This is a genomic window from Enterococcus sp. DIV1726a (genome assembly GCF_051710985.1).
GTDB classification, from domain to species: Bacteria; Bacillota; Bacilli; order Lactobacillales; family Enterococcaceae; genus Enterococcus_B; species Enterococcus_B hirae.
Genome location: NZ_JBIOLS010000001.1, coordinates 2569910 through 2591810 on the forward strand (window position 1 = coordinate 2569910; position 21901 = coordinate 2591810).

The 21901-nt window shown below is 37.9% G+C and carries 14 protein-coding genes and 1 other annotated feature (1 of these 15 only partly in view); of the genes, 1 reads left to right on the forward strand and 13 read right to left on the reverse strand.

Annotated elements, in window-relative coordinates:
- Positions 1-172: 172 nt before the first annotated feature.
- The 6 genes from IGJ27_RS11640 to IGJ27_RS11665 all read right to left on the reverse strand — a co-directional run bounded on the left by IGJ27_RS11640 (position 173) and on the right by IGJ27_RS11665 (position 7578).
- Positions 173-1627, reverse strand: coding sequence for an ABC transporter substrate-binding protein (locus IGJ27_RS11640; RefSeq protein ID WP_178306335.1), 1455 nt, complete (start codon positions 1625-1627; stop codon positions 173-175).
- Positions 1628-1664: 37 nt separating this feature from the next.
- Entirely contained in the window at positions 1665-2585 is a 921-nt protein-coding gene (locus IGJ27_RS11645; RefSeq protein WP_438791707.1) for a carbohydrate ABC transporter permease, read from the reverse strand.
- Between the two features lie 13 nt (positions 2586-2598).
- A complete protein-coding gene (locus tag IGJ27_RS11650; protein ID WP_010721015.1) occupies positions 2599-3546 on the reverse strand; it encodes an ABC transporter permease in 948 nt (315 codons plus the stop codon).
- Between the two features lie 635 nt (positions 3547-4181).
- A complete protein-coding gene (locus IGJ27_RS11655; protein ID WP_094940683.1) occupies positions 4182-4907 on the reverse strand; it encodes a pseudouridine synthase in 726 nt (241 codons plus the stop codon).
- Positions 4908-4990: 83 nt separating this feature from the next.
- Entirely contained in the window at positions 4991-6637 is a 1647-nt protein-coding gene (locus IGJ27_RS11660) for a putative polysaccharide biosynthesis protein (protein ID WP_034700493.1), read from the reverse strand.
- A gap of 95 nt (positions 6638-6732) precedes the next feature.
- Complete coding sequence (locus IGJ27_RS11665) at positions 6733-7578, reverse strand: hypothetical protein (protein WP_096709858.1); 846 nt, start codon at positions 7576-7578, stop codon at positions 6733-6735.
- A gap of 351 nt (positions 7579-7929) precedes the next feature.
- On the opposite strand from IGJ27_RS11665, the gene IGJ27_RS11670 reads away from it, so the two are divergent.
- Positions 7930-9432, forward strand: a complete 1503-nt coding sequence (locus IGJ27_RS11670; protein WP_034700494.1) for a UDP-N-acetylmuramoyl-L-alanyl-D-glutamate--L-lysine ligase — start codon at positions 7930-7932, stop codon at positions 9430-9432.
- Positions 9433-9729: 297 nt separating this feature from the next.
- Here IGJ27_RS11670 and celB read toward each other — a convergent pair whose 3' ends face one another.
- From celB to leuS, 7 genes are all read right to left on the reverse strand, one after another.
- On the reverse strand, positions 9730-11073 hold the full coding sequence (gene celB, locus IGJ27_RS11675; protein ID WP_010721020.1) for a PTS cellobiose transporter subunit IIC: 1344 nt from the start codon (positions 11071-11073) through the stop codon (positions 9730-9732).
- Entirely contained in the window at positions 11073-11591 is a 519-nt protein-coding gene (locus IGJ27_RS11680; RefSeq protein WP_178306334.1) for a hypothetical protein, read from the reverse strand. Before IGJ27_RS11680 ends, celB begins: the two co-directional genes overlap by 1 nt.
- Before the next feature lie 14 nt (positions 11592-11605).
- The gene (locus IGJ27_RS11685) at positions 11606-11920 is read right to left on the reverse strand and encodes a PTS cellobiose transporter subunit IIA (RefSeq protein ID WP_014834421.1); all 315 of its coding nucleotides are present in this window, start codon (positions 11918-11920) and stop codon (positions 11606-11608) included.
- Between the two features lie 24 nt (positions 11921-11944).
- On the reverse strand, positions 11945-13924 hold the full coding sequence (locus IGJ27_RS11690) for a BglG family transcription antiterminator (protein WP_178306333.1): 1980 nt from the start codon (positions 13922-13924) through the stop codon (positions 11945-11947).
- A gap of 16 nt (positions 13925-13940) precedes the next feature.
- Complete coding sequence (locus IGJ27_RS11695) at positions 13941-14255, reverse strand: PTS cellobiose transporter subunit IIB (RefSeq protein ID WP_010721024.1); 315 nt, start codon at positions 14253-14255, stop codon at positions 13941-13943.
- 221 nt (positions 14256-14476) lie between these two features.
- Complete coding sequence (locus IGJ27_RS11700) at positions 14477-18166, reverse strand: hypothetical protein (protein ID WP_178306332.1); 3690 nt, start codon at positions 18164-18166, stop codon at positions 14477-14479.
- A gap of 1075 nt (positions 18167-19241) precedes the next feature.
- Positions 19242-21656, reverse strand: a complete 2415-nt coding sequence (gene leuS / locus IGJ27_RS11705; protein WP_178306331.1) for a leucine--tRNA ligase — start codon at positions 21654-21656, stop codon at positions 19242-19244.
- Between the two features lie 123 nt (positions 21657-21779).
- Positions 21780-21901: a binding site (T-box leader), on the reverse strand; it runs 89 nt beyond the window's last position.

The window sequence follows — 21901 nt, forward strand, 5'->3', positions numbered from 1 at the left end:
TAAAAAAGTAAAAGAACCAGTTTGATAAAAAGCCTAATGAACTTTTAGCTACTTGGTTGCTTTTCTTTCATTTCTTCGGACACTAATCAAAAAGCAGAACTCTCCAAAAATTCGACATGCAAATTTCGGAAAAAGTTCTGCTTCTTTCTAGAAACTGATTCAGTTTCTTGAATTATTTACTTTCCTTACGAAATGCATCATATTGTTTTTGCATTTCTGTTAATACTTTGTCATAACCTGCTCTGTTCAAAGCATCTTTTAGTTTTGGTAATGTTTCATCAGGATCAACTGTCCCAGTATTTAATCCATCTAGGTATTGATTCATGACATTTGAGATATTACTTAGTTCTGTTTTTACGCTATCTGTATTGAAACTAAAGCCTAAGATTGGAGAAGTTTTTGCTTCTTCGATTGATTTATCTCTTTCAGCGATCATTTCATCTGTGATCGTATCTTGTGTGTATAAGATTTCATTGTTACCGGTATTCCAAGCAGACATGTGCATGTTTGGTTGGTACCCATCTAATAATTTGATCTTGTCATCACCATCTTTTTTCCATGCTTCGCCTTCGATACCCCAAACTAAACCATTCAATAATTCTGGATCGCTATTTAATAAACCTAAAAATTCAACTGATTTTTCTTTGTTTTTAGAGGTATTTGATACGACAAAATTGGCCATTTGTGCTTGTCCAGTTGACTTCAATGGAACAGTAATTGCTTTTGAAACCAATTCTTGTTTCGCTGCATTAGTCAAGATCGTATCGCCATAATCGTATGGTCCTTGCGTTTCGCCACGCATTAACCAAGTATTCCCTTCAAGTGGGTAATCTTTATTACTAGTAGCAGCATCGCTAGGAATCAATCCTTGTTTATACCAGCTGTGCATCGTACGTAATAATTCGATAAACGTTTTGTTGTCGTATTGATTGATGATCTTAGTGTCATCGCCATTCAAATCAACCGCAAATGGTAATGTATTCCCTAATGGATAATCGAAATCTCCTTGGACCTTAAATCCTTGTCCAATCGCAAAAGCAGCTGTATTTGGGTCTTTTTTATGGAATTCTTGTAACACTTTTTCCGCATCTTGATAAGTTTCGATCCCATCAATCGATAAATTGTATTTGTCTAATAACGGCTTGTTGAAAGTCAACACTTGTTGGGCAAACACATTGCCATTTACTGGAAAGGCATACAATTTTCCGTTAACTAAATTTCCTTTGATATACGCTTCATCTAAAGAATCATACGCTTCTTTCGCATATTTTGGTGCTAATTCTGTCAAATCAGTAAATGCACCCTTTTGCGCATTTGATACATAGTTGTTGGCAAAGGCAATATCGTAGTTTTCACCAGAAGAGATAATGACATTCATTTTCTTCTCGTAATCGCCCCAACCGATGTAGTTGATATTGACTTTGACTCCGATTTTATCTTCGATCCGTTTATTTGCAATGTCCATCAACTGATCGAAATTCTCTGGTTTATCACCGATTTGATACATTTGAAGGGTTGTTGAATCACTTGCTTCAGCTTTTTCTTTTGTCCCCGATCCGCAGGCTGCCAATGTTCCAACCATCATTGCAGAAACGCCAGTAAAGGCTAATTTCTTCCATAACTTCATTTTTCTTCCTCCTAAATTGTTTTATATTTTTATTGCATTACTCTTTTACTCCACCAATCGTTAATCCTTTAACAAAATGTTTCTGGAAGAATGGATAGCTGATCGCAATCGGTAAAGTAGAAATCACGACGATCGCCATTCGAGCTGATTCTCCCGGAACAGAAGCAAGTCCGCCTGTCAATTGACTGCCCGCTCCTGAATTTTGTGTCAAATATTGAATATTGCTTTGGATCTTCATCAATAAATATTGCAAAGGAACCAGTTTATCATCTTGAATATAAAGCAACGCATTAAACCAATCATTCCAATACCCTAAGGCAGCAAACAAACTGATCGTTGCAATCCCTGGAATTGCTAGTGGTAAAACAATTTGCACAAAGATTCGCAGCTCACTAGCTCCATCAATTCTTGCAGATTCAATAATCGAATCTGAAACCGAGCGTTTGAAGAACGTTCGCATCACGATGATATTGAACGGACTGACTGCCATTGGCAAAATCAATGCCCAGATCGTATCTTTTAACTGCAAGAGATTCGTCATTACTAAATAGTTCGCAACCATCCCTGGTGAGAACAACATCGTGATCAAACAAAATACGGTAAAGAAGCGCCGAAATGGGAAGTTTGATCGTGAAATCGCATAAGCGTATAAAGAAGTCGCTGTACTATTGATCGAAGTCCCTAGAACAGTGACAAGGATCGTCACAAATAAAGCTTGGAAAATCTTGTCTTGCATTTGACCGAATAAGTAAGTATACCCAAATGTACTAAATTCTTTTGGCCAAAAACTGTAGCCATATTGTGTCAAAGCGGATTCTTTCGTAAAAGAAATCGCAATCACGAATAGAAACGGTAAGATGCAAGAAAGAGCAAACAATGCGATCAACAAGTTAGAGAAAAAATTGGTTGTTTTGTTAAATGAACGAATCTGTACTCGTTCGACTTTCTTTTTTTTCATTTCTTTCTCCTCCCTAGAACAATGCTGATTCGCTGTCGAAACGACGAGCAATCGTATTTGTGATCATCAATAGAACAAACCCGACAACGGATTGATACAATCCCGCTGCAGCTGTCATTCCAAAGTCACCAGTAGAGGTCAAGCCATTATAAATGTAAGTATCCAATACTTGTGTGACATCATAAAGTGCCCCGGAATTTCTCGGGATATTGTAGAATAAACCAAAGTCTGCTCGGAAAATATTCCCGACAGCTAGAATCGTTAAGATCGTCATCAACGGAATCAACTGTGGAATCGTCACATGTTTGATTTGTTGCCATTTGCTGGCACCATCCACCATCGCTGCTTCATAATAAGTAGGATCGATCCCCATAACAGAAGCAAAATAAATGATACTGTTATAGCCAATCCCTTTCCACGTACCGATAAAGACAAGAATAAACGGCCAATACTTCGGTTCGTTATACCAGTTGATCGCTTCTCCACCATGCCCAGTGATCCACTGATTAAAGATTCCTTTGTCAGGACTCAAGAAGGCATAAACAAAATACCCAATGATGACCCATGATAGAAAGTAAGGAAGTAACGACATTGTTTGGTAAACTTTTACCAGTCGTTTATTCCGTAATTCACTCATAATGATGGCAAAAACAACGGAAATCAATAAATTCAAAAGAATAAAAGTAACATTATATAAAATGGTGTTTTTAGTGATCAAGAAAGCTTGATCAGAAGTAAATAAGAAGCGGAAATTTTCCCAACCAACCCAAGGGCTTTCTCTTAAACTAGCTAAAAACCCGTCAGCAGAAATATGGAAGTTTTTAAATGCTACTACGTTTGCTAATACTGGGATATAAAAGAAAAAAATCATCCATAGCATCCCCGGCACAGCCATCAGTACTAAAGCTTTGTAGCGCCATAGATTAGCAAAAAAATGATTTAACCCCTTTCTTTTTTTCATCGTAAAACTCCTTTCGTGTCATTCACAAGCCAATTATAGCGCTTACAACAAAAGGAATAAATAAACAAATTATAGATAAAATGATACAAAATATAGATAACAAAATTAGGCAGAGGTTCAATTTTAGCGATCAATTTTTTCAAAAAACCGTTGGCTAATGGCAGTAATTTCTAAATAAACACGAATGAAATGAGCATAAAAAAAGGGTGTTAGGTATAGATAAACCGATAAATAAGTCGAACATGCAGAAAAATCAGCCGCTCATTAGAATGAAAATCACTGATATTCTAGTAGGTATTTAAGTTGCTACTGTACAAGATATATTCGTTTTGAGATAGACAATACTCACGATTAGTTGAACAGGAGTTTTGAACAGACGATCAATCCTATACTGCTTCTATTCACTCTTTTGTTAACAGCAACTATATTGCTTTATATAAACTAAAGTGATGTGGCTGTAATAAGAAAAGACACCCTGAACTCCTTTAGAATGAATTGGGCAAACCAATTCATCGAAGGATTCAAGATGTCTTTTACTTAGCTTATCAAAGATACCCTAACTATCATTTTATCATTTGACAATGAGCCTAAAAACAGGCTAGCTGGCTTTTGTTTCTTCATCGTATTTCGTTTGATTACAATTCCTTTCCCTCTAACTGCTTGACTTCTTCAGCTGTCATTTGCCGATACTCGCCGAGTGCCAAGTCTTCTGGGAGCAGGAAATTCCCCATTCGGATTCTTTTAAGATAAGTGACTTCTTTTCCTACGGCTTTGACCATCCGTTTGACTTGATGGAATTTTCCTTCATGCAGGATCAAGCGAATCACCGATGTTTCATCTTCCGAATTGACTGAAACAATGGATAACTGAGCAGGTCTGGTTTCTTCGCCACCATCAATCGTCAATCCTTGACTAAATGCCTGTACATCGGCTTCGGTCATGATACCGTTAACTTCAGCGAAGTACTCTTTTTCGACGTGTTTTTTTGGGGAAAGTAAACGGTGCGCCAAACCGCCATCATTTGTCACAACCAATAACCCTTCTGTATCTTTATCTAAACGCCCGACAGGAAAAAGATCTTCCCGATAAGAAGTATCATCGAATAGATCAAGTACTGTTTGATCGTAGTTGTCTTGAGTGGCTGAAATTACTCCAGCTGGTTTATTGAGGATATAATAAAAATCTTTTTGGTAAATGAACTGTTCGCCTTCATAAGTCACTTGATCCTTCCATTCATCTACTTGGAATTTGTCACTTTTAATGGTTTGATCGTTCACTTTGATGTGCCCTTTTTTGATCAGTGCCTTGACTTCTTTGCGACTGCCTAATCCGACATCCGCTAAAAATTTGTCTAATCGCATGTTTCTTCTCCTTTTGATTGAAAAAAGAAGTTAAGGGATAATGGGGGACATTATTCCTAACTTCTTTTTTCAAATTTTATTTACTACTTGATCCTTAATCGATGACGTAATCGAACCATACTTGGTCCTAAAAGACGTTCAGCTAATCGAATTTTTAACGCTAAGTATGCGTACACCGTACCGCCAACACCAGCTACAAATAAAATCAAGAACAATGACTGAATCTTACTATCTTGATTGAGGAATAAACCGAAAACAGATTTCGTGACCCCAGCTGCTACCAGCATGATCAGTGTCAAAATAAAAATTAATAACGTTCTACGCCAAACAAAACTTGGTTTGAAACGTGCCACTTGACGCATCTTTTTTAAAATCAGCGTGCAAGAAACAGCAAAACCGATCATCGTCGCAAATAGTGGACCATAGACTTCAAACAGACGGATTGCTGGATATTGCAAGATCACCTTCACGACAAAACCGATTGCAAGATAACGGATCGCTGCGGCATTTTCAAACATCCCTTGAAGCATATTGGAAACTAACATATATAGACCAAGGAACAGCCCCACAAAACTGGCTTGGATCAACACGTGACTTCCTAGTTTATCAGGTGCATAAAACAACGTATTCAAAGGATAGGCTAGCAGGATCACGCCAAAGGTAGCAGGAAACATAAAGAACGAAAACAATTGTAAATTGCCACTTGTCAGTTTCGCTAAACCACGATGATCTTTGATCGTCACCGCTTCGGTGATCAACGGCAACCCAGTAGAAGCGATGGAAGTAGCAAGTGCAATCACGACCATCGTCAATTTATCTGGGTTTGCACTAAAAATTGAAAAGAGATCCAATAACTGATCTTTGGAATATTCCGTCGTTGCTGACATGATTTTAATAAAGGTAAACTGATCTACTAATTTAAAGATCGTCACTCCTGACCCAACAATAATAAACGGAATCGCTTCTTTGATCGTATCTAGTAACAATTCTTTTGTCGCTACATTGACTTGGTTATGGCTATACTGGACACGTGCCGCTGAATACGCCTGTTGTTTTTTCAAAAAATACAACAAAACCAAAATACTTGCTAACATTCCGATAAATGCAGCAAAAGTCGACTGAGTAACTGCTGTGACATAATCGCCTTTCATGACTTTCATAATAATAAAGGTCGCAAGCAACATGTAAAAGATCCGTGCGACTTGTTCCACGATTTGGGAAAGTGCATACGGCATCATTTCTTGATTTCCTTGGAAATACCCACGTATGACACTCATACAAGGAAAAACAAGTACCGCGATACTGAGTGATCGCATCGTTGGAATCAATTCTGCTCCGCCACCAGAAGCATGTGCGAGCCAAGGCGAAGCCACATACATAAATAATGAAAATAAGAGTCCTAGTACACCCATCATCTGTAATGCTCGAATAAATAAACGCCGAGAGGTCCCATATTCATTTAATGAATTGTAGCGAGCGGTTTGCTTTGCGATCGCCGCCGGAATCCCAGCTGTTGAAATCAGTAGGAATAAAGCATAAATATTGTAGCCCATATTGAATAATCCATTGGCAGCTTTCGCATTCTCTCCCATCCATGCGTACCATGGGATAATGTAGATCGCACCGAGTAACCGGGAAATGATATTACTAGCTGTCATCCAAGCAGAGCCACGAGCCATTTTTTCTTGAGGTGTTAAATTTTCCATTGCTGGTTTTCGTTGATTAGTCATCGATCAGATTCCAACTTTCTTCAAAACATTACTAACAGTTTAATAGCAAAATGGGAAACTGGCAATCTTTTTTGTGTGATTTTTCTGTAAATTCACTATTCTTTAGATAACTCTTTGTTTTGTTTTATTTTTATATTTTCATTAGAATTAGATAACAAACTGTTCCTGTGTTTCTGTTCATTGATAGCCTTTTCCGTTAAGTGATTGAGTGGTTGTTTTATACTCGAATGTTCTCCAGACTTCAACATGCCTTGTTTTTTACTAATTATATCTCTATATTTATAAATAAAGCTTTGTGAGGAATGCTTGTATTCACTCCATAGTTGCGGATCTTTTTCCCAAGGTGCTTCACATTGTTTTCCATTAGAAAAAAATGTGATTTTCCCCTCTAAAGCGTAGCGATGACGATAAATATATCTCAGTTCTCTATTTGTAATACTTCGGTTATACAAATCTTTTTTATGAACAACATTCCGCATATTTATTCCGTCTATAACAAAAAATAATTGAGTATTGGCATTTTTTATAGCAGCATCGATCCCTATTTTACATCCTCTTTTGGCATGTAAAATAGGGGAAATAACTTCTCCATCTTTTTCGAACAAACATTTTTCTTTTAACTTCAATATATGTACATCTTTATAAATATTTTCTAATTTATTTTTCTCTTTTTCTTGCAAAGATTGAAGATAATGTTTCCCTATAGGATCCATTTTAATATTTATGGGAATATAGGAATATAAATTCTTGGTAAAATTCTGCCACCTCTCTTTAGTGGTCAATTTTTCAGCTTCCTGTAAAATAGCTTCTTTTATTTTATTGTTATAAGTATCAATGTAGTTTTCTCGGGTTAACTTTTCATCTGAATACGAGAGAATAAACTTATCTCTTTCTGATTTCAACCCCAAAACTAGAATTTGCTTCTCTTCTATTTCAACCATTCTATTTCCCTTTCATTTTCATATTTTTCTTAATCAATCTATCATTTCTTATTGGAATCAGGAATTTCCTTATTCTCCTCTCTATAGTAATCAAAGACATCTTGAAAACAGAATATCCTTGTACTTAAAGGTTAAAACATTTCTATACTAATATCAAAAAAATTGAGTAAATCTTTTCTTCCTCTCATCTTTTTACAAAAAACTAGCCCTGTAATCAGTGAGGTCATCGTCTTACGCTAGCTTTTTCCTTTTTGCAATCAACTTTATTCTCTTTCTTCCCTTCCCGTAAGCCTTTTGAAATATGCTATAATGGATCAGAACCCAATGAATAATAAAGTGAGGGATGATTCAATGAGCTTCTCTTTAGAAGATATCCGTAAATTATTGATCAAAGAAAATTTATTAAAAGAATTTGTTTCTGTTCAAGGTTGGCATTTAGATGCTCCTGAGCAATTTGTATTCAAAAAGTTAAGTTATGACTCACGCCAAGTAGATCATGAGACGTTGTTTTTTTGTAAAGGTCTGAATTTCAAAGAAGAGTATTTAACAAGTGCGATCTCGAATGGTTTGAGCTACTACGTCGCTGAACAGCCTTACGAAAATACAGCAACTGGTATCATCGTGACTGATATTCGCAAAGCGATGGCGATCCTTTCCATGGCTTTTTATCAGTATCCCCAAAAACAATTGCAAGTGATCGGCTACACTGGAACTAAGGGAAAAACAACGGCAGCTTATTTTACCAAAGCCATTTTAGATCATGCGACAAACAATAAAACAGCGTTGCTTTCAACAATGAACACGACTTTAGATGGACAAACTTTTTTTAAATCCCATTTAACAACGCCTGAATCATTAGACTTGTATCGCATGATGGCGGAAGCGGTAAAAAATGGCATGACACATTTAGTGATGGAAGTATCCTCACAAGCTTACAAAACGCAACGGGTATATGGTTTAACGCTAGATGTAGGAATCTTCCTAAACATCTCTCCTGATCATATCAGCCCCATTGAACATCCAACTTTTGATGATTATTTCTATTGCAAACGTCAATTGATTTTAAATTCTAAAACTGTGATTTTAGATCATGAAAGTGATCATTTCGATCTTTTACAGGAAACGGCTGAGTTAGCAAACGTCCCTTACATCACTTATGGACGTTCTGCCGAATCTGATTATGAAGTAAAAAGTTTAACTTCAGGGAACCATGCCTTTCACTTGATCAAACACAACGGAAAACTTGATATCGAAGCAGACTATGAGATCCAATTAGCCGGTGATTTCAACCAAGAAAATGCAGCAAGTGCTATCATTGCGGCTGCGTTGACTGGCGCCTCCATCGAGGATGCCCAAAAAGGACTCAAAGCAGCACGTGTGCCTGGACGGATGGATCAGTTGATCCAAAAAAATGGTAGTCATGTTTATGTCGATTATGCCCATAATTATCTCAGTTTAAAAACATTATTAGAATTTGCCAAAAAAGAACATCCGAAGGGTCGGGTCATCGTTGTTCTAGGTAGCCCCGGAAACAAAGCAGTTTCTCGCCGTCAGGATTTCGGTAAAGTATTATCAGAAACGGCTGACGTCGTCTTTTTAACAGCGGATGATCCAGCGTTTGAAGATCCGCAAAAAATCGCTGAAGAAATCAATGCAGCTATCACTAATGCTGAGCTTGAGGTTCATTATGAAATGGATCGTCCAGAAGCGATCAGACAAGCATTAGCGATCAGCAATCCCGAAGATTCCGTTGTAGTCGCTGGAAAAGGAGTCGATCCTTATCAAAAAATCAATGGGATAGATGTTCCTTATAAAGGCGATTATGAAGTCGTCAAAGAATTGATTGAAGACTGAGTATTTCAATGAATACCACTTGTTTACAATAAAAAATACGAGATGCGAAACGTATTGAAGCGAGGTTGAGACAAAAGTGTTCAGCATCAAGAAATAAGAAGGAATTTCCGAAAATTGCTTCTCAAATTTTCGGTAAATTTCGGCTTATTTCCGAAGATGCTACTTTTGTATCACCGTTTATTCGTTTTTAGAGATACTAGAAGAGACTGAGACAACTTTTGTCTCAGTCCCGCTTCATATTTATCGTAGTTTTCTATCTTTGTTTTTATTGAGTTAATTGAAGCAAATCACATGGCTTTATTCCGCAGCTAATTCGGCTGCTTTTTCTCTTTCTTCAGTCAACAGTTTATTGTCATAGTATTTGATGAATGGTAACCAAATGAAGAACGCTAAAATTGCACATAATACTGCTAAAACAGCCGCCTTCCAGTCTCCCCCACTACCGACAAATGCGCCCACACCAACTGGCGAAGGCCAAGGCATTTGCGCCAGCATTGGCTTAACGATCTCGAAGCGAATGGCAAAATAAGCTAGTGAAGCCGATGCCATCGGTGCTAGGAAAAATGGAACAGCCAGATATGGATTATAAACAATTGGCATCCCAAAAATAATTGGCTCATTGATATTAAAGATACCTGGAACTAGTGAAGCTTTCCCTAGTACTTTTAATTGATCGGATTTAGCCAAAAAGGCAATGAAGAAGATCAATCCTAATGTGGCCCCTGATCCTCCTACTGTTACATAGGAATTATTAAATTCGCCAGCAAGCGGGAAATTCGCTCCCTGTGCATTTGCTGCCATGTTCGCTAATACGATTGGTGTCAAGAAAGAAGTAATGATATTGGCGCCGTGGATACCCACGATCCATAGTGCATGGATCAAGAAATAGATCACCATGATCCCTAACCATGTGTTCGTTAATTGAGTAACAAACCCGAATGGGATCGCAATCATTTTGAAGATATCTGTTCCTAATACAACCAACAGACCATTAACAAGCATCACGACGAAGCCAATCACAAATGTAGGGATCAAAGCTGTAAAGGAACGAGAAACACCTGGAGGTACTACATCAGGCATCTTGATGACCCAATTCCGTTTGACACAGATGCAATATAATTCAACAGCTATATATGACATGATGATTGCTGTAAAGATACCGGAAGTGCCTAGCCGCTCGACAAATGAGCCCATCCGAATCCCGTTCACGACAGTTTCCGTATCTGAGATACTAGCGATCAAGCTTACTTTCCCATCGGATAACACTAATTCCGGAATACACATGAAGAAAGCAAATACCGCAAGCAGCGAACCAGTTAAAGGATTGACATTCAACCCTTGTTCATCTCGTTCGATTGAAGTCAGTTCATAAGCAAAAACAATAGCAAAATAAATGGATAAAATCCCCATGGTCATCGTGTTGATGATCATGTACAAATCACTGACTTTAAAAAATGTAGCGTTGAAAAACCCTTCAAGAAATGGAAATGGTAAAGGTAAGATATTCAAAACTAAAAACATCGACCCGACAATCGTAAATGGAATCGAAGCCATCCCTGCTGCCATTACCGCCCGAACGATTTTCATTTGTGCAATTTTTCCCATCGGTCCCATCAAATACTTTTCCAAAAATTTAAACATTAGTTACTCCCCTTCCCTAATTGTGAAATCTTTTCATATTGTTTAACACGTTGATATTGACGGTCTTGATTACGTTCAATTTTTTCTAAGCGGAACCAGCAAAAGCCACAAATTAAGATACCGCTTACAAATAATGCGAGTAAAAATAGCTTGGTGCTATGATCATTAGCCATAAATGGAAAAAATGAGCGATACCATGGGGTAAGTAGTAAGCCACTGATTCCTACGTTCATCATTCCTTGAATCTTAAAATAATTGCTCGTCCAAGGTGCTCGGTTCGTGTGCGTACGATAAAGTATGACTTGTTCACCGATAGCAGGAACGATCAAACCCAGCAAGCTAAGCGGCAGCAGCCAGGCACTGCTTCTTGCGATTAATAGTAGTACTAGCCAATTAAGATTGATGAAAAAGAAAAAGGCTGTCAAATAACGAATCACAAGATAACGATTGAAGTACATGATTTTCAAACTAAATTGTTTCTTTTCTAAAGCTAATTGTTGCTTCTTAGTTTCATCCACCTTAATCTCCTCTTTCAAGCTTTTTGTTGATACAAATAACTCATTTCATTTGCAACTTCTAAAAGGGTCATTGTTGTCATTAAATGATCTTGGGCATGGACCATAATGATCTCCATCTCGATTTTTTGCCCACTTGCATATTCTTTTAGCAAGTTTGTCTGGGCTTTATGCGCTTCTAAAATAGCTTCATTTGCTTTATCTAATTGTTGACTCGCTTCCGCTTTTTCTCCTTGCCGTAGAAGTTTGAAGGCTTCATGAATCAATGTTCGGGCATTTCCACTATGCAAAATAATATCAAAAGCGATGACTTGTAATTCTTCACTCGTCATATTTCCAGTCACACGTATTCCTCCTTATTCAATCACCTCGTCAAAATGATTGCTAAAATTTTCAAACGTTGGTTCAATTAAAATTTGTTGTTGCAAATCTGTGCGATCAATTAATTGCACAATTGCTTTTGTCACTATAGTAATTTCTTCGTTTTCAATAAAAGATGGTGACACGAGAAAAACAAATTTGATCTGTTGGTAATCATCCCAAAACATCCCCTCAGGAATCACTGCGACTGCAATTTTTGTCGTGACCCCTACTGGAATAGCTGGATGTGGGACTGCAACGGTTTCACTGAAGACAATCTGTCCCATTTTCTCTCGCTTGCTGATTTGTGCCATCATTTCAAGGGTATAATCTTTTACTTCGTCTTTTTCTAAAAGCGAGAGTAGGTCTAAAATCACCGTCTCTTTAGTTGGTCTTTCAGAATAGACTTTGTACCATCTTTCAGAAAGCTGGCCATGATAATCCTGTCTTTTTTTCGGAGAATCTGTGCAAATAGTTTTTATTCTTTTTGACGGACAAGGTTGTAAGTCCGCAATCGTCTGTCGAATTTTTTGGCTATCTAGTGGATTCAAAAAGACACTCACATGTAATACGGGGATCTTAAAAATCATCGTTGATAAATCGATTGATGAAATAATCATATCTACGCCCATCAAAGTCATTTCATTGATCTCGTAATAACCTTTGACATTGGTCACTAAGAGCATTTCGCCAAACTCAGCAAGCACACGATTCTTCAACAATTGCGCACTTCCATAACCAGTTGCACAAATGATCAATACCCGTATTTTTTTCGCTGTTCTGACTTTTTCTAAAGCTGCCATGATGTGTAAGGTAAGATACGCCCATTCATCTTCATTGATCGTGAATTGTCGTAACATAGGCATTTGACTAAATATTCTTTTCGTCTGTTCAAAGGCGACCATATTTTCTTTTTTTATATCCTCAGTCAACGGATTCTCTAAAGTAATCCCTTGCCGTAGACGAACCACCATTGGCGTCAAATGATTAAGCAGACCATTTTTTAATTGTTGATCCTCAATCAGTGAATCGCCAAAAAAGTCGGCAAGCTGCTCAATCACTCTTGCTAATTCCTCGTAAAGCATCTCATCATTTATTTTTTCGATGGGATTAGACTTAGCAATCAAATGCAACGTCAGATAATGAATTTCCGCTTCTGGAAAAGGTACTTTTGTCACACGATTCATTCGTTGAACGATCTTTTTTGCTACCTGATATTCACGGCGATCCACTAACTCTTCACTAAAATCTAAAGCTTCAATGGGGAATCCTTCGTTGATTCGCTTGATCGTTAAGGCTAGGTGTAATGCTAGATTTTGCATGATAAAATCAGAAACTTTTAAATTTGCTTCTCGGATTTCATCTAAAATAATGATTAAAACCTCTTCAAAATTGAATTCATTGAAAAAGTGACTGTTCACTAAATAATCTTTTAAAGAGTTCGCTGCTTGATCACCAAAAAATGTGTCCATAATAAAATGGCGCTTGTTTTGCTCTGATCCTTCGATCCACATTCCTTGTCGCGATTTAGAACAAATTTTTAACGCATAGGGCTCAATTTTTGCCTTTATCTCATTTAGATCATTGGATAAACTAGAACGGCTGATAAAGAGTTCCGACTCTAATTCATCCATAAAAATGGCTTCATCTTCTAGCAATAACTTATTTAACAGATATTTTTGACGATCTTCAGTTTCAAAAAATTCCATTTCAGACATGCCTTGATCAGCTGCGATATTTTGATGTTTTAAAAAAAATGCAAATGCCAAAGGCTTTAAGATCGCCAACTGATATCCTTGTCCTTGTTTGGCAATGATTTTTGCCCCATTTTTTTCAATTTTCTCTTTGACATCAACCATGTATTTACGGATTGTTCGATCAGATAAAGACAATTCAGAAGCAAGCTCATGACTAGTGATATATTTTTTTTGATAGTTGATCAATAGCCCTAACAATGCTTTTTCGATCTGTTTCATCTTTATCCACTCCTAGTTAGATATTTTCTTCAATCAAATCCGCTAATTTCTGAATACCTGTGGGAATCGGAACATACGCTTGAAAGGGAATACTAACCACAGGTTTATCAACCGTTTTTCCTAGTTTAACAAACTTATCTAAAAACATCGTGGTTTGAGGACTAATGAGAAATAAATCAAAGTCGCTTGACTTGATCATTTTATCGCCTTCTGTCGCAGATACCGCATCGACTTCGATTTCTTCCCCCTTTTGTTTGAATAGATCCGTGGTCTTAGAAGCCATCATAGAAGATGACATCCCTGCTGCACAAATAATCAATGCTTTTTTCATTTTATTTGCTCCTTCCTTTTCGTTCTATTTAAAGTATAGATTGTAAACGTTTTCTTTACAAAAGAAATACTTCCGTATCGATTAGGAAGAAAAAAACATACAAAAAAAGAAACTGAGCTAAAACTTGCCTCAGTTTCTTTTTTAGTTGGTTAAAAAATTCTTTCTGTTTGTTTTCGGGACTATCCGATGCTTTCACGATCTCTTTTGAATAGGTCTATATCTCATGGTGTTTTAAAATGCAACTGCATCAAGTAACTAGGTCTGATTGGCGCATCTAAGGTTTCCGACAAGATGTTGTCACCTGCTGTTCCAAAGAAAGAGAACTCATAAGCATTCTGTTCACTTGTTAAAGTGACAAGTTCAACGGTTTCTGATAGATTTTGACCATTTGATACTAAAACTACCTCTTGTTCATGATCCGTATTTTGCAAACCTAATGTCAGTTCAGTTAATCGTTCGGTTTCTTCAAGACTAGTCATGGCATCCACATAAACGGATACCGGACGGTTGGAATTATTTTTGATCTCATAATTTGGTGAAGCGATACCAGCTAGAATATCCTCCTGTACAAAACTCATACGTGCAGGAATGGTGACATCGATGTATTGTGCGTTAGATGTAATCGTCAATATTCCGTCTAGTTCTGTTTTATTGCCAAATTCATCAATCAATTTCAGCGTAAATCGATGATCGTCTGCAGGCAACTCAGAAAATTCTAAGCCATTCTCGAAAGTTAACTCAAGTCGGATATTTTCTGGTAAGGACCAATTGTCAGTTGGATCGCCATCTAACAACTCTCGTAAATCCGGCATTTCACTTCCTTGCTCATAGACAAGTGAATCTCTTAGCTTTCCTTCTGGAGGTGTTGTATCCTCGATCAATAGATTTATAGGTGAAAAGTGTTGTTGGTTTCCTGCTTCGTCTGTTAGAACAGAGGCTACAACATACGCAGTAGATGAAGGCACTTTCCCAGCAATTTCAAACTTTCCTCCTTGAAGATCCTCCAGCCCAATCGTAATCTTTTCTGGTAAACTCCAATTATCTTGTAAAGTCCCTTCTTTAATCACACTCATTAACTCTTCTCGGCTAAGACTGCCTGTACGTCTTGCTTCAAATGAAACACTCCGTTCAAACTCTGCTGTCGGTGCCTTCGTATCTACTACTGTATATTTAGTAGTAAGTTCTTGCGTGTGATTCGTTGTTTTGTTTTTCACAGCAACTGTTACTTCTCCAGTTGCTCCAGGTGCCCATTCTTTCGGTCCATTAGTCAGACGATACTCATAATCATCGGTATCTTTTGGTCGTTTATCAAACCATGATTCTAGAATTGCCCGAGATAATTCTTGGCTTCGTTGTGCTTCAACAACCACTTCAGACTTTATTTCAAACCGTTCACCGATGTACAACTTACCCTTAAGTTCTCTAGCATTTCCTCTTTCATCCGTCAAGGTTAACGTAAACTCGTGCGCCCCTTCAGGTAATTCTGAAAACTGCTTGCCGTCCTTGAAGCTTAACGCAAGTTTGATATTTTCTGGTAGCGACCAGTTGTCGGTGGGTTCGCCATCTAATAACTCTCGTAAATCTGGCTCTTTACTGCCTTTTTCAAAAAACAGTGACTCCTTAAGCTTGCCCTCTGGTGCTTGCGTGTCAACGACTGAAATATTTTTCAGATATCGACTCGTATTTCCTGCTTCATCTGTTAAGGTAATAAAAATATTACTGTACATACTTGGTGCCTTTCCAACAAGTTCAAACGGTTCATTTGCGGATCCGATGTTAGTCAATCCGATCGTAATCTTTTCTGGTAAACTCCAATTATCTTGCAGATCACTCTCAATCAACAGTTCTCGTAGTTCTGCTTGCGTGAGCGCACCTGTACGCCTTGCTTCAAACACGATCTCTTTTTTAAGTGTTGCGGTGGGTGCTTTAGTGTCTACGACGGAGTATTTCGTTTCATATTTTTTTGTTTCATTTGTTGCTTTATTTGTGACAGCGACTGTTGCTTGTCCGTTAGTCTCTGGTGCCCATTCTGCCGGTCCGGAAGACAGACGATAGTCATAACTGTCAGGATTGTTTGGTAATTGTTCAAACCAGCTTTTGAGAATTTCAGTTGATAGCTCTTTGGCTCTTTGTGCTTGGACAACCACTTCCGATTTGATTTTAAACGCATCACCGACGTGTAACGTACCTTTGAGCTCTTTAGGATTTCCAGCCTCATCCGTCAAGGTTAGCGTAAATTTATGCTCTCCCCTAGGTAATTCCGAGACTTGCTTTCCACCATCAACAGCCAACGAAAGACTGATTTTTTCTGGCAAGGACCAATTGTCGGTTGGATCACCCTCTAGTAAATCTCTTAAATCTTTCAGTTCCATTCCTTGTTCAATCACGATTTTGTCTTTTAGTTTCCCATCAGGAGGCGTAGTATCAACCACTTGGATACGATAACCACTTCCCGTAGCAGCATTCCCTGCTTGGTCGGTCACACGTACCTTGACAATTTCAACACCTGGTTGAATCCCAGCAATCTCCCAAGGAACGTTGGAACCGTTATAATCAAATAACTCAATCTGGAGATCCTCCGGTTTACTCCAGTTATCTTCTAGTTTTTCAAATATACTCCTTAGTTCTTCATCAGTGAGACTCCCTTTTCGTCTAGCCTCCAATGGTGCATCCCTGATTACTGTGTATTTTGGTGCAGTAGTATCTACAACAGTATAGTTAGTCGTAAATTCTTGCGTGTTATTCGTTGTTTTATTTTTGACAATAACTGTAGCTTTTCCAGTTGCTCCAGGTGCCCATTCTGCCGGTCCGGAAGACAGACTATAGTCATAATTCCCTGAATTCTCCGATATCGTAGAAAACCACGATTTTAGGATGCTCGTAGACAGTTCTTTTCCTCTTTGTGCTTCAACGGTCACTTCATTTTTGATCTCAAATTCAGGTTGCTCTTTCTTCACTGTAATCGTTCCCAGCAAAGCATTGACATACGAAACATCTTCGATCGGGATCGAGTCTAAAACAGAGTATTGGGAGGCTACAGCCGTCGTCCCTAGTTTCACGTCTCCGTTAAGTACTAATCGATCTTCTTTTGCACTGGTCGATGCCAGCCTAGTGATCGTGACGGTAAAAGATGCGGCATAAGAAGAAATACTAGGCTTCGTAACCGTCACTTGGTACCCATTGACACTTTGATCAGATGGAATCGTTAACGTATACGTTCCGCGGTAAGATGAATGATTCCCATAATACATCGTATCGTATGGATAATCATCCGTTGTGGTTAGATTACTTGCTATCCAAGAAATCCAACCATGATCTTTATCTTGAGTGACCTTCTCATAGGTAGGCACATTCACAGTAAAGGAAGTCTTCGAACCAACGGCAGCTCCCAACATAATAGTGCGATTAATCTGTGTCGCTAACGTTTTCTCAATATAACTTTTTTTCCCATTTGCTATCAGATCAGGTCGATATTTATCTAGGTTTGGTAAATTATTCTTCCTTAACTCAGCACTTTGTCGAAGGACTGGTGGTACAGGATCTTCCCATGGAGTCACAGGTTCCGTTACTTCAGTTGGCTGTTCAGTTGGTATTTCAGTTGGTACTTCTTCCGCTTCTTGTTCTTCAACAATCGGTACTTCCTCAACTACAGGTGCTTCTTCTACGATTTCCTCTGTATTTTCTTCTACTGGCTCCTCTACCTCGATTGACTCTTCTGTTGAGTCGTTTGCAGCTGTTTCAGGTGAAACAGGTTCTTGCATCACTGGTTGTTCCCCTTGATTTTGTAAATCCTGTACAAACTCCGTATCTAGTTCTGGTGGTGCTTCCTCAGCAAAAACGGTTAATGGATAAAGACAATTTTGGAACAACAACAAAGAGGTTGTTATCGTTCGCAAATGCTTGCTTTTCAAATTTTCTGTCCTCCTCTCTTACTAATACACTCACTCTTTTTCCTTGCTCAAATTCTCTAAAAGGAAAGATTAAATAAACAAAATTTTTATTATTTCTTATGAACATTCCTAGTGTGAACGTTCCTAATATTTGTAAAAGGTTACTTTTTTGCTCATGAGATGATAGTTTATTTGACTATTAACATAACAAAAATCACTATGTAAAGAAAAATTTTTCATTTTAATCTTACGTATACTCACCTCCAAAAACATATGAAACACCTACACTAAAATTATCTACGATTATCCGCTTAGAACAAAACCTTTTTTTACCGATAGAATGGTAATTTTTAACAGATTTGCGGTTGTTTCATCGGCCTGTCATTTTTCTAAAATAAAAAAAACAAAATAGCGTAATACTATAGCTTGGTATTAAAAAAAAAAGAAAACATGCTAACTAAATAAAAATAACAATGTTTTAAAAAAATGTGTCATTTGTTTACGTTCAAAAGGTATCACGATGCAAATATTATGAGACATAAGCAATTTTAATAAAACACTTTTTGTTTTTTTCACTTTTGTAACTAACAAAAAATAACTGTTCATCTTGGATAATCATTCACAAAAAAAAACGTCAGCAAACTTCCACTCGGTGAATGGTTCTAACTCTTCAATTGAAATTTTCTTTGTTTTAGTTTCTCTTCACTTTATTTTTCTATAAAAGAGTTTGAGAGGAAGCGACCCAAGACAAATAAATAGTATTTAAGCATCTGCTCGGAGCTATCCGCCTCTTTCACGATCTTATCCACGGTGTTTCAAGCTCTAACGGAAAATAAGCCGAAGAAAGAGGTTGAGCCAACACTTGGCTCAACCTCTTCTCCGGCTTATTTCTCGGAGCTAGACACTTTTGTCATAATCTCTTTTCCTACGTTTAGTCAGTTATAAACTTGCTGAACTGATTGCGACTTATAAAACATCTTAAAATACTGAAACAGCCAAAATTGTTTTTAATGATCTGTTCTTCATTCTGAAAGTGGCTCTGGGTTTCATCGAAAGCTCCTTCAACAATCTCTTATAATTCACTTGTTCCTGCTTTTTAATTAGCTACGATATTTACTAATTTATTTGGTACAACGATCACTTTACGAACAGTTTTGCCAGCAATGTTTTCTTTGATCGTTTCATTGTTCATCGCTATTTTTTCAAGTTCATCTTTTGGTAAGTCACGTGAAACATTAGCTTTTCCTCGGACCTTACCATTGATTTGGAAGACAACTTCGATTTCATCTTCGACTAAAGCTGACTCATCATAAGTTGGCCAAGCTGCGTAAGAAATACCTTCCTCATTTCCTAAGATTGCCCATAGTTCTTCACCCATGTGTGGTGCGATCGGTGCCAACAATTGAACAAATCCTTCGATATATTCATAAGGTAGTGCATCCACTTTATACGCTTCATTGACAAACACCATTAATTGAGAGATGGCTGTATTGAAGTGAAGATTTTCGTAATCTTCCGTAACTTTTTTGACGGTTTGATGATACACTTTATCTAATTTTCCATCATTTAAAGTGGTGATTCGATCACGCATCTTATTGTTTTCATCCACGATCAAACGCCAAACACGATCTAAGAATTTGCGGCTTCCTTCTAGTCCATTTTCACTCCAAGCAATCGATGCGTCTAATGGGCCCATAAACATTTCATATAATCGTAATGTATCTGCGCCATATTTGGCCACGACATCATCTGGATTAACGACATTGCCACGTGATTTAGACATTTTTTCGTTGTTTTCTCCCAAGATCATTCCTTGGTTGTATAATTTTTGGAATGGTTCCTTTGTAGGTACAACACCGATATCATATAAGAATTTGTGCCAGAAACGAGCGTACAGCAAGTGAAGAACGGCATGTTCTGCTCCCCCAATGTAGATATCTACTGGCAACCAGCGTTCTAATTTCTCATAGTTCGCTAATTCTGTTTTATTATGTGGATCGATATAACGTAAATAATACCAAGAACTTCCTGCCCATTGTGGCATTGTATTGGTTTCACGGCGACCTTTTTTGCCAGTCACAGGATCGACAACATTCACCCATTCTTCGATGTTGGCAAGTGGCGATTCTCCTGTTCCACTTGGTTTGATATTAGTCGTTTTAGGCAAACGTAATGGCAGCTCTTCTTCTGGTAAAGCTGTGACTGTACCATCTTCCCAATGAATGATCGGAATTGGTTCCCCCCAGTAACGTTGACGTGAGAATAACCAGTCACGTAAACGATAGCTGACTTCTTTTTTCCCACAACTATTTTCTTCTAACCATTCATTCATTTTAGCAATGGCTTCTGCTTTATTCATGCCATTCAAAAATTCAGAATTGATATGAGGACCATCTTCTGTATAAGCAGCCTCTTCAATATTTCCTCCTTCGATCACGGGAAGAATTTCTAAATCAAAGGTTTTTGCAAATTCATAATCACGTTCATCGTGAGCAGGCACAGCCATGATTGCTCCAGTACCATAAGAAGCTAACACATAGTCAGCGATCCAGATCGGGATCTCTTTTCCATTAACTGGATTGATTGCATAAGCTCCAGTAAAGACACCCGTTTTTTCTTTCGCTAGATCTGTACGTTTCAAATCTGATTTTTTAGCTGTCTCTTCGATGTATGCTTCAACTGCTGCTTTTTGTTCTGGCGTCGTGATTTCTTGCACCAAGTCTAATTCAGGAGCTAAAACAGAGTACGTTGCGCCAAATAATGTATCTGGTCGTGTGGTAAAAATCGTGTACGTTTTGTCTGTTCCAGCAACTTTAAATTCAACATTTGCTCCTACTGAACGACCGATCCAGTTGCGTTGCATTTCTTTGATGCTATCTGGCCAATCTACTAAATCAAGATCATCAAGTAAACGATCTGCGTATGCAGTGATCTTTAGCATCCACTGACGCATTGGTTTGCGGACGACATCATAGCCGCCACGTTCACTTTTTCCATCGATCACTTCTTCATTAGAGATCACCGTACCAAGCTCAGGTACCCAGTTAACTGCTACTTCTGCTTCATATGCCAAGCCTTTTTCGTACAATTTTGTAAAGATCCATTGTGTCCATTTGTAATATTCTGGATCAGTTGTGTTGACTTCACGATTCCAGTCATAACTAAACCCTAAAGAATTGATTTGGCGACGAAATGTTTCAATGTTTTTTTGTGTAAATTCAGCTGGATCATTTCCTGTATCTAATGCGTACTGTTCGGCTGGTAGTCCGAACGCATCCCATCCCATCGGATGCAAGACATTGAATCCTTGACTTCGTTTAAAACGAGATAAGATATCTGTTGCTGTATAGCCTTCCGGATGTCCAACATGCAATCCTTGACCTGATGGGTATGGAAACATATCCAACGCATAGAACTTTGGTTTTTCAGAATCATCATGGGTATTGAAGGTATTGTTTTTTGCCCAGTATTTTTGCCATTTCTTTTCGATTTCTTTATGGTTATAACTCATTTTCTATCCCCCTGATCTATTTGTACTTCCACATCAATCTGTCGAAGTGTAGTGAGGTCTCCCTCACTTTTTTGCTTCTTCATCTGAAGAAAACAAAAAAGTCCTATAAAAAGATTGCTCTTTTTATAGGACGTAATCTACGTGGTACCACCTAATTTTGCCTTTTCACAAAGGCCTCAAACGTTGTAACGGTCGTCACCGCTCCTACTTACTCTGTTTGTGATTTCAGTAGGCGCAACTCAAAG

Bases quoted from the DNA above. Each gene is read 5' to 3' on its own strand.
- IGJ27_RS11645 (WP_438791707.1), bottom strand. From the start codon at position 2,585: ATGAAAAAAAAGAAAGTCGAACGAGTACAGATTCGTTCATTTAACAAA.
- IGJ27_RS11655 (WP_094940683.1), bottom strand. From the start codon at position 4,907: ATGCGATTAGACAAATTTTTAGCGGATGTCGGATTAGGCAGTCGCAAA.
- IGJ27_RS11660 (WP_034700493.1), bottom strand. From the start codon at position 6,637: ATGACTAATCAACGAAAACCAGCAATGGAAAATTTAACACCTCAAGAA.
- celB (WP_010721020.1), bottom strand. From the start codon at position 11,073: ATGTTTAAATTTTTGGAAAAGTATTTGATGGGACCGATGGGAAAAATT.
- IGJ27_RS11665 (WP_096709858.1), bottom strand. From the start codon at position 7,578: ATGGTTGAAATAGAAGAGAAGCAAATTCTAGTTTTGGGGTTGAAATCA.
- IGJ27_RS11650 (WP_010721015.1), bottom strand. From the start codon at position 3,546: ATGAAAAAAAGAAAGGGGTTAAATCATTTTTTTGCTAATCTATGGCGC.
- IGJ27_RS11695 (WP_010721024.1), bottom strand. From the start codon at position 14,255: ATGAAAAAAGCATTGATTATTTGTGCAGCAGGGATGTCATCTTCTATG.
- IGJ27_RS11685 (WP_014834421.1), bottom strand. From the start codon at position 11,920: ATGACGAGTGAAGAATTACAAGTCATCGCTTTTGATATTATTTTGCAT.
- leuS (WP_178306331.1), bottom strand. From the start codon at position 21,656: ATGAGTTATAACCATAAAGAAATCGAAAAGAAATGGCAAAAATACTGG.
- IGJ27_RS11670 (WP_034700494.1), top strand. From the start codon at position 7,930: ATGAGCTTCTCTTTAGAAGATATCCGTAAATTATTGATCAAAGAAAAT.
- IGJ27_RS11690 (WP_178306333.1), bottom strand. From the start codon at position 13,924: ATGAAACAGATCGAAAAAGCATTGTTAGGGCTATTGATCAACTATCAA.
- IGJ27_RS11640 (WP_178306335.1), bottom strand. From the start codon at position 1,627: ATGAAGTTATGGAAGAAATTAGCCTTTACTGGCGTTTCTGCAATGATG.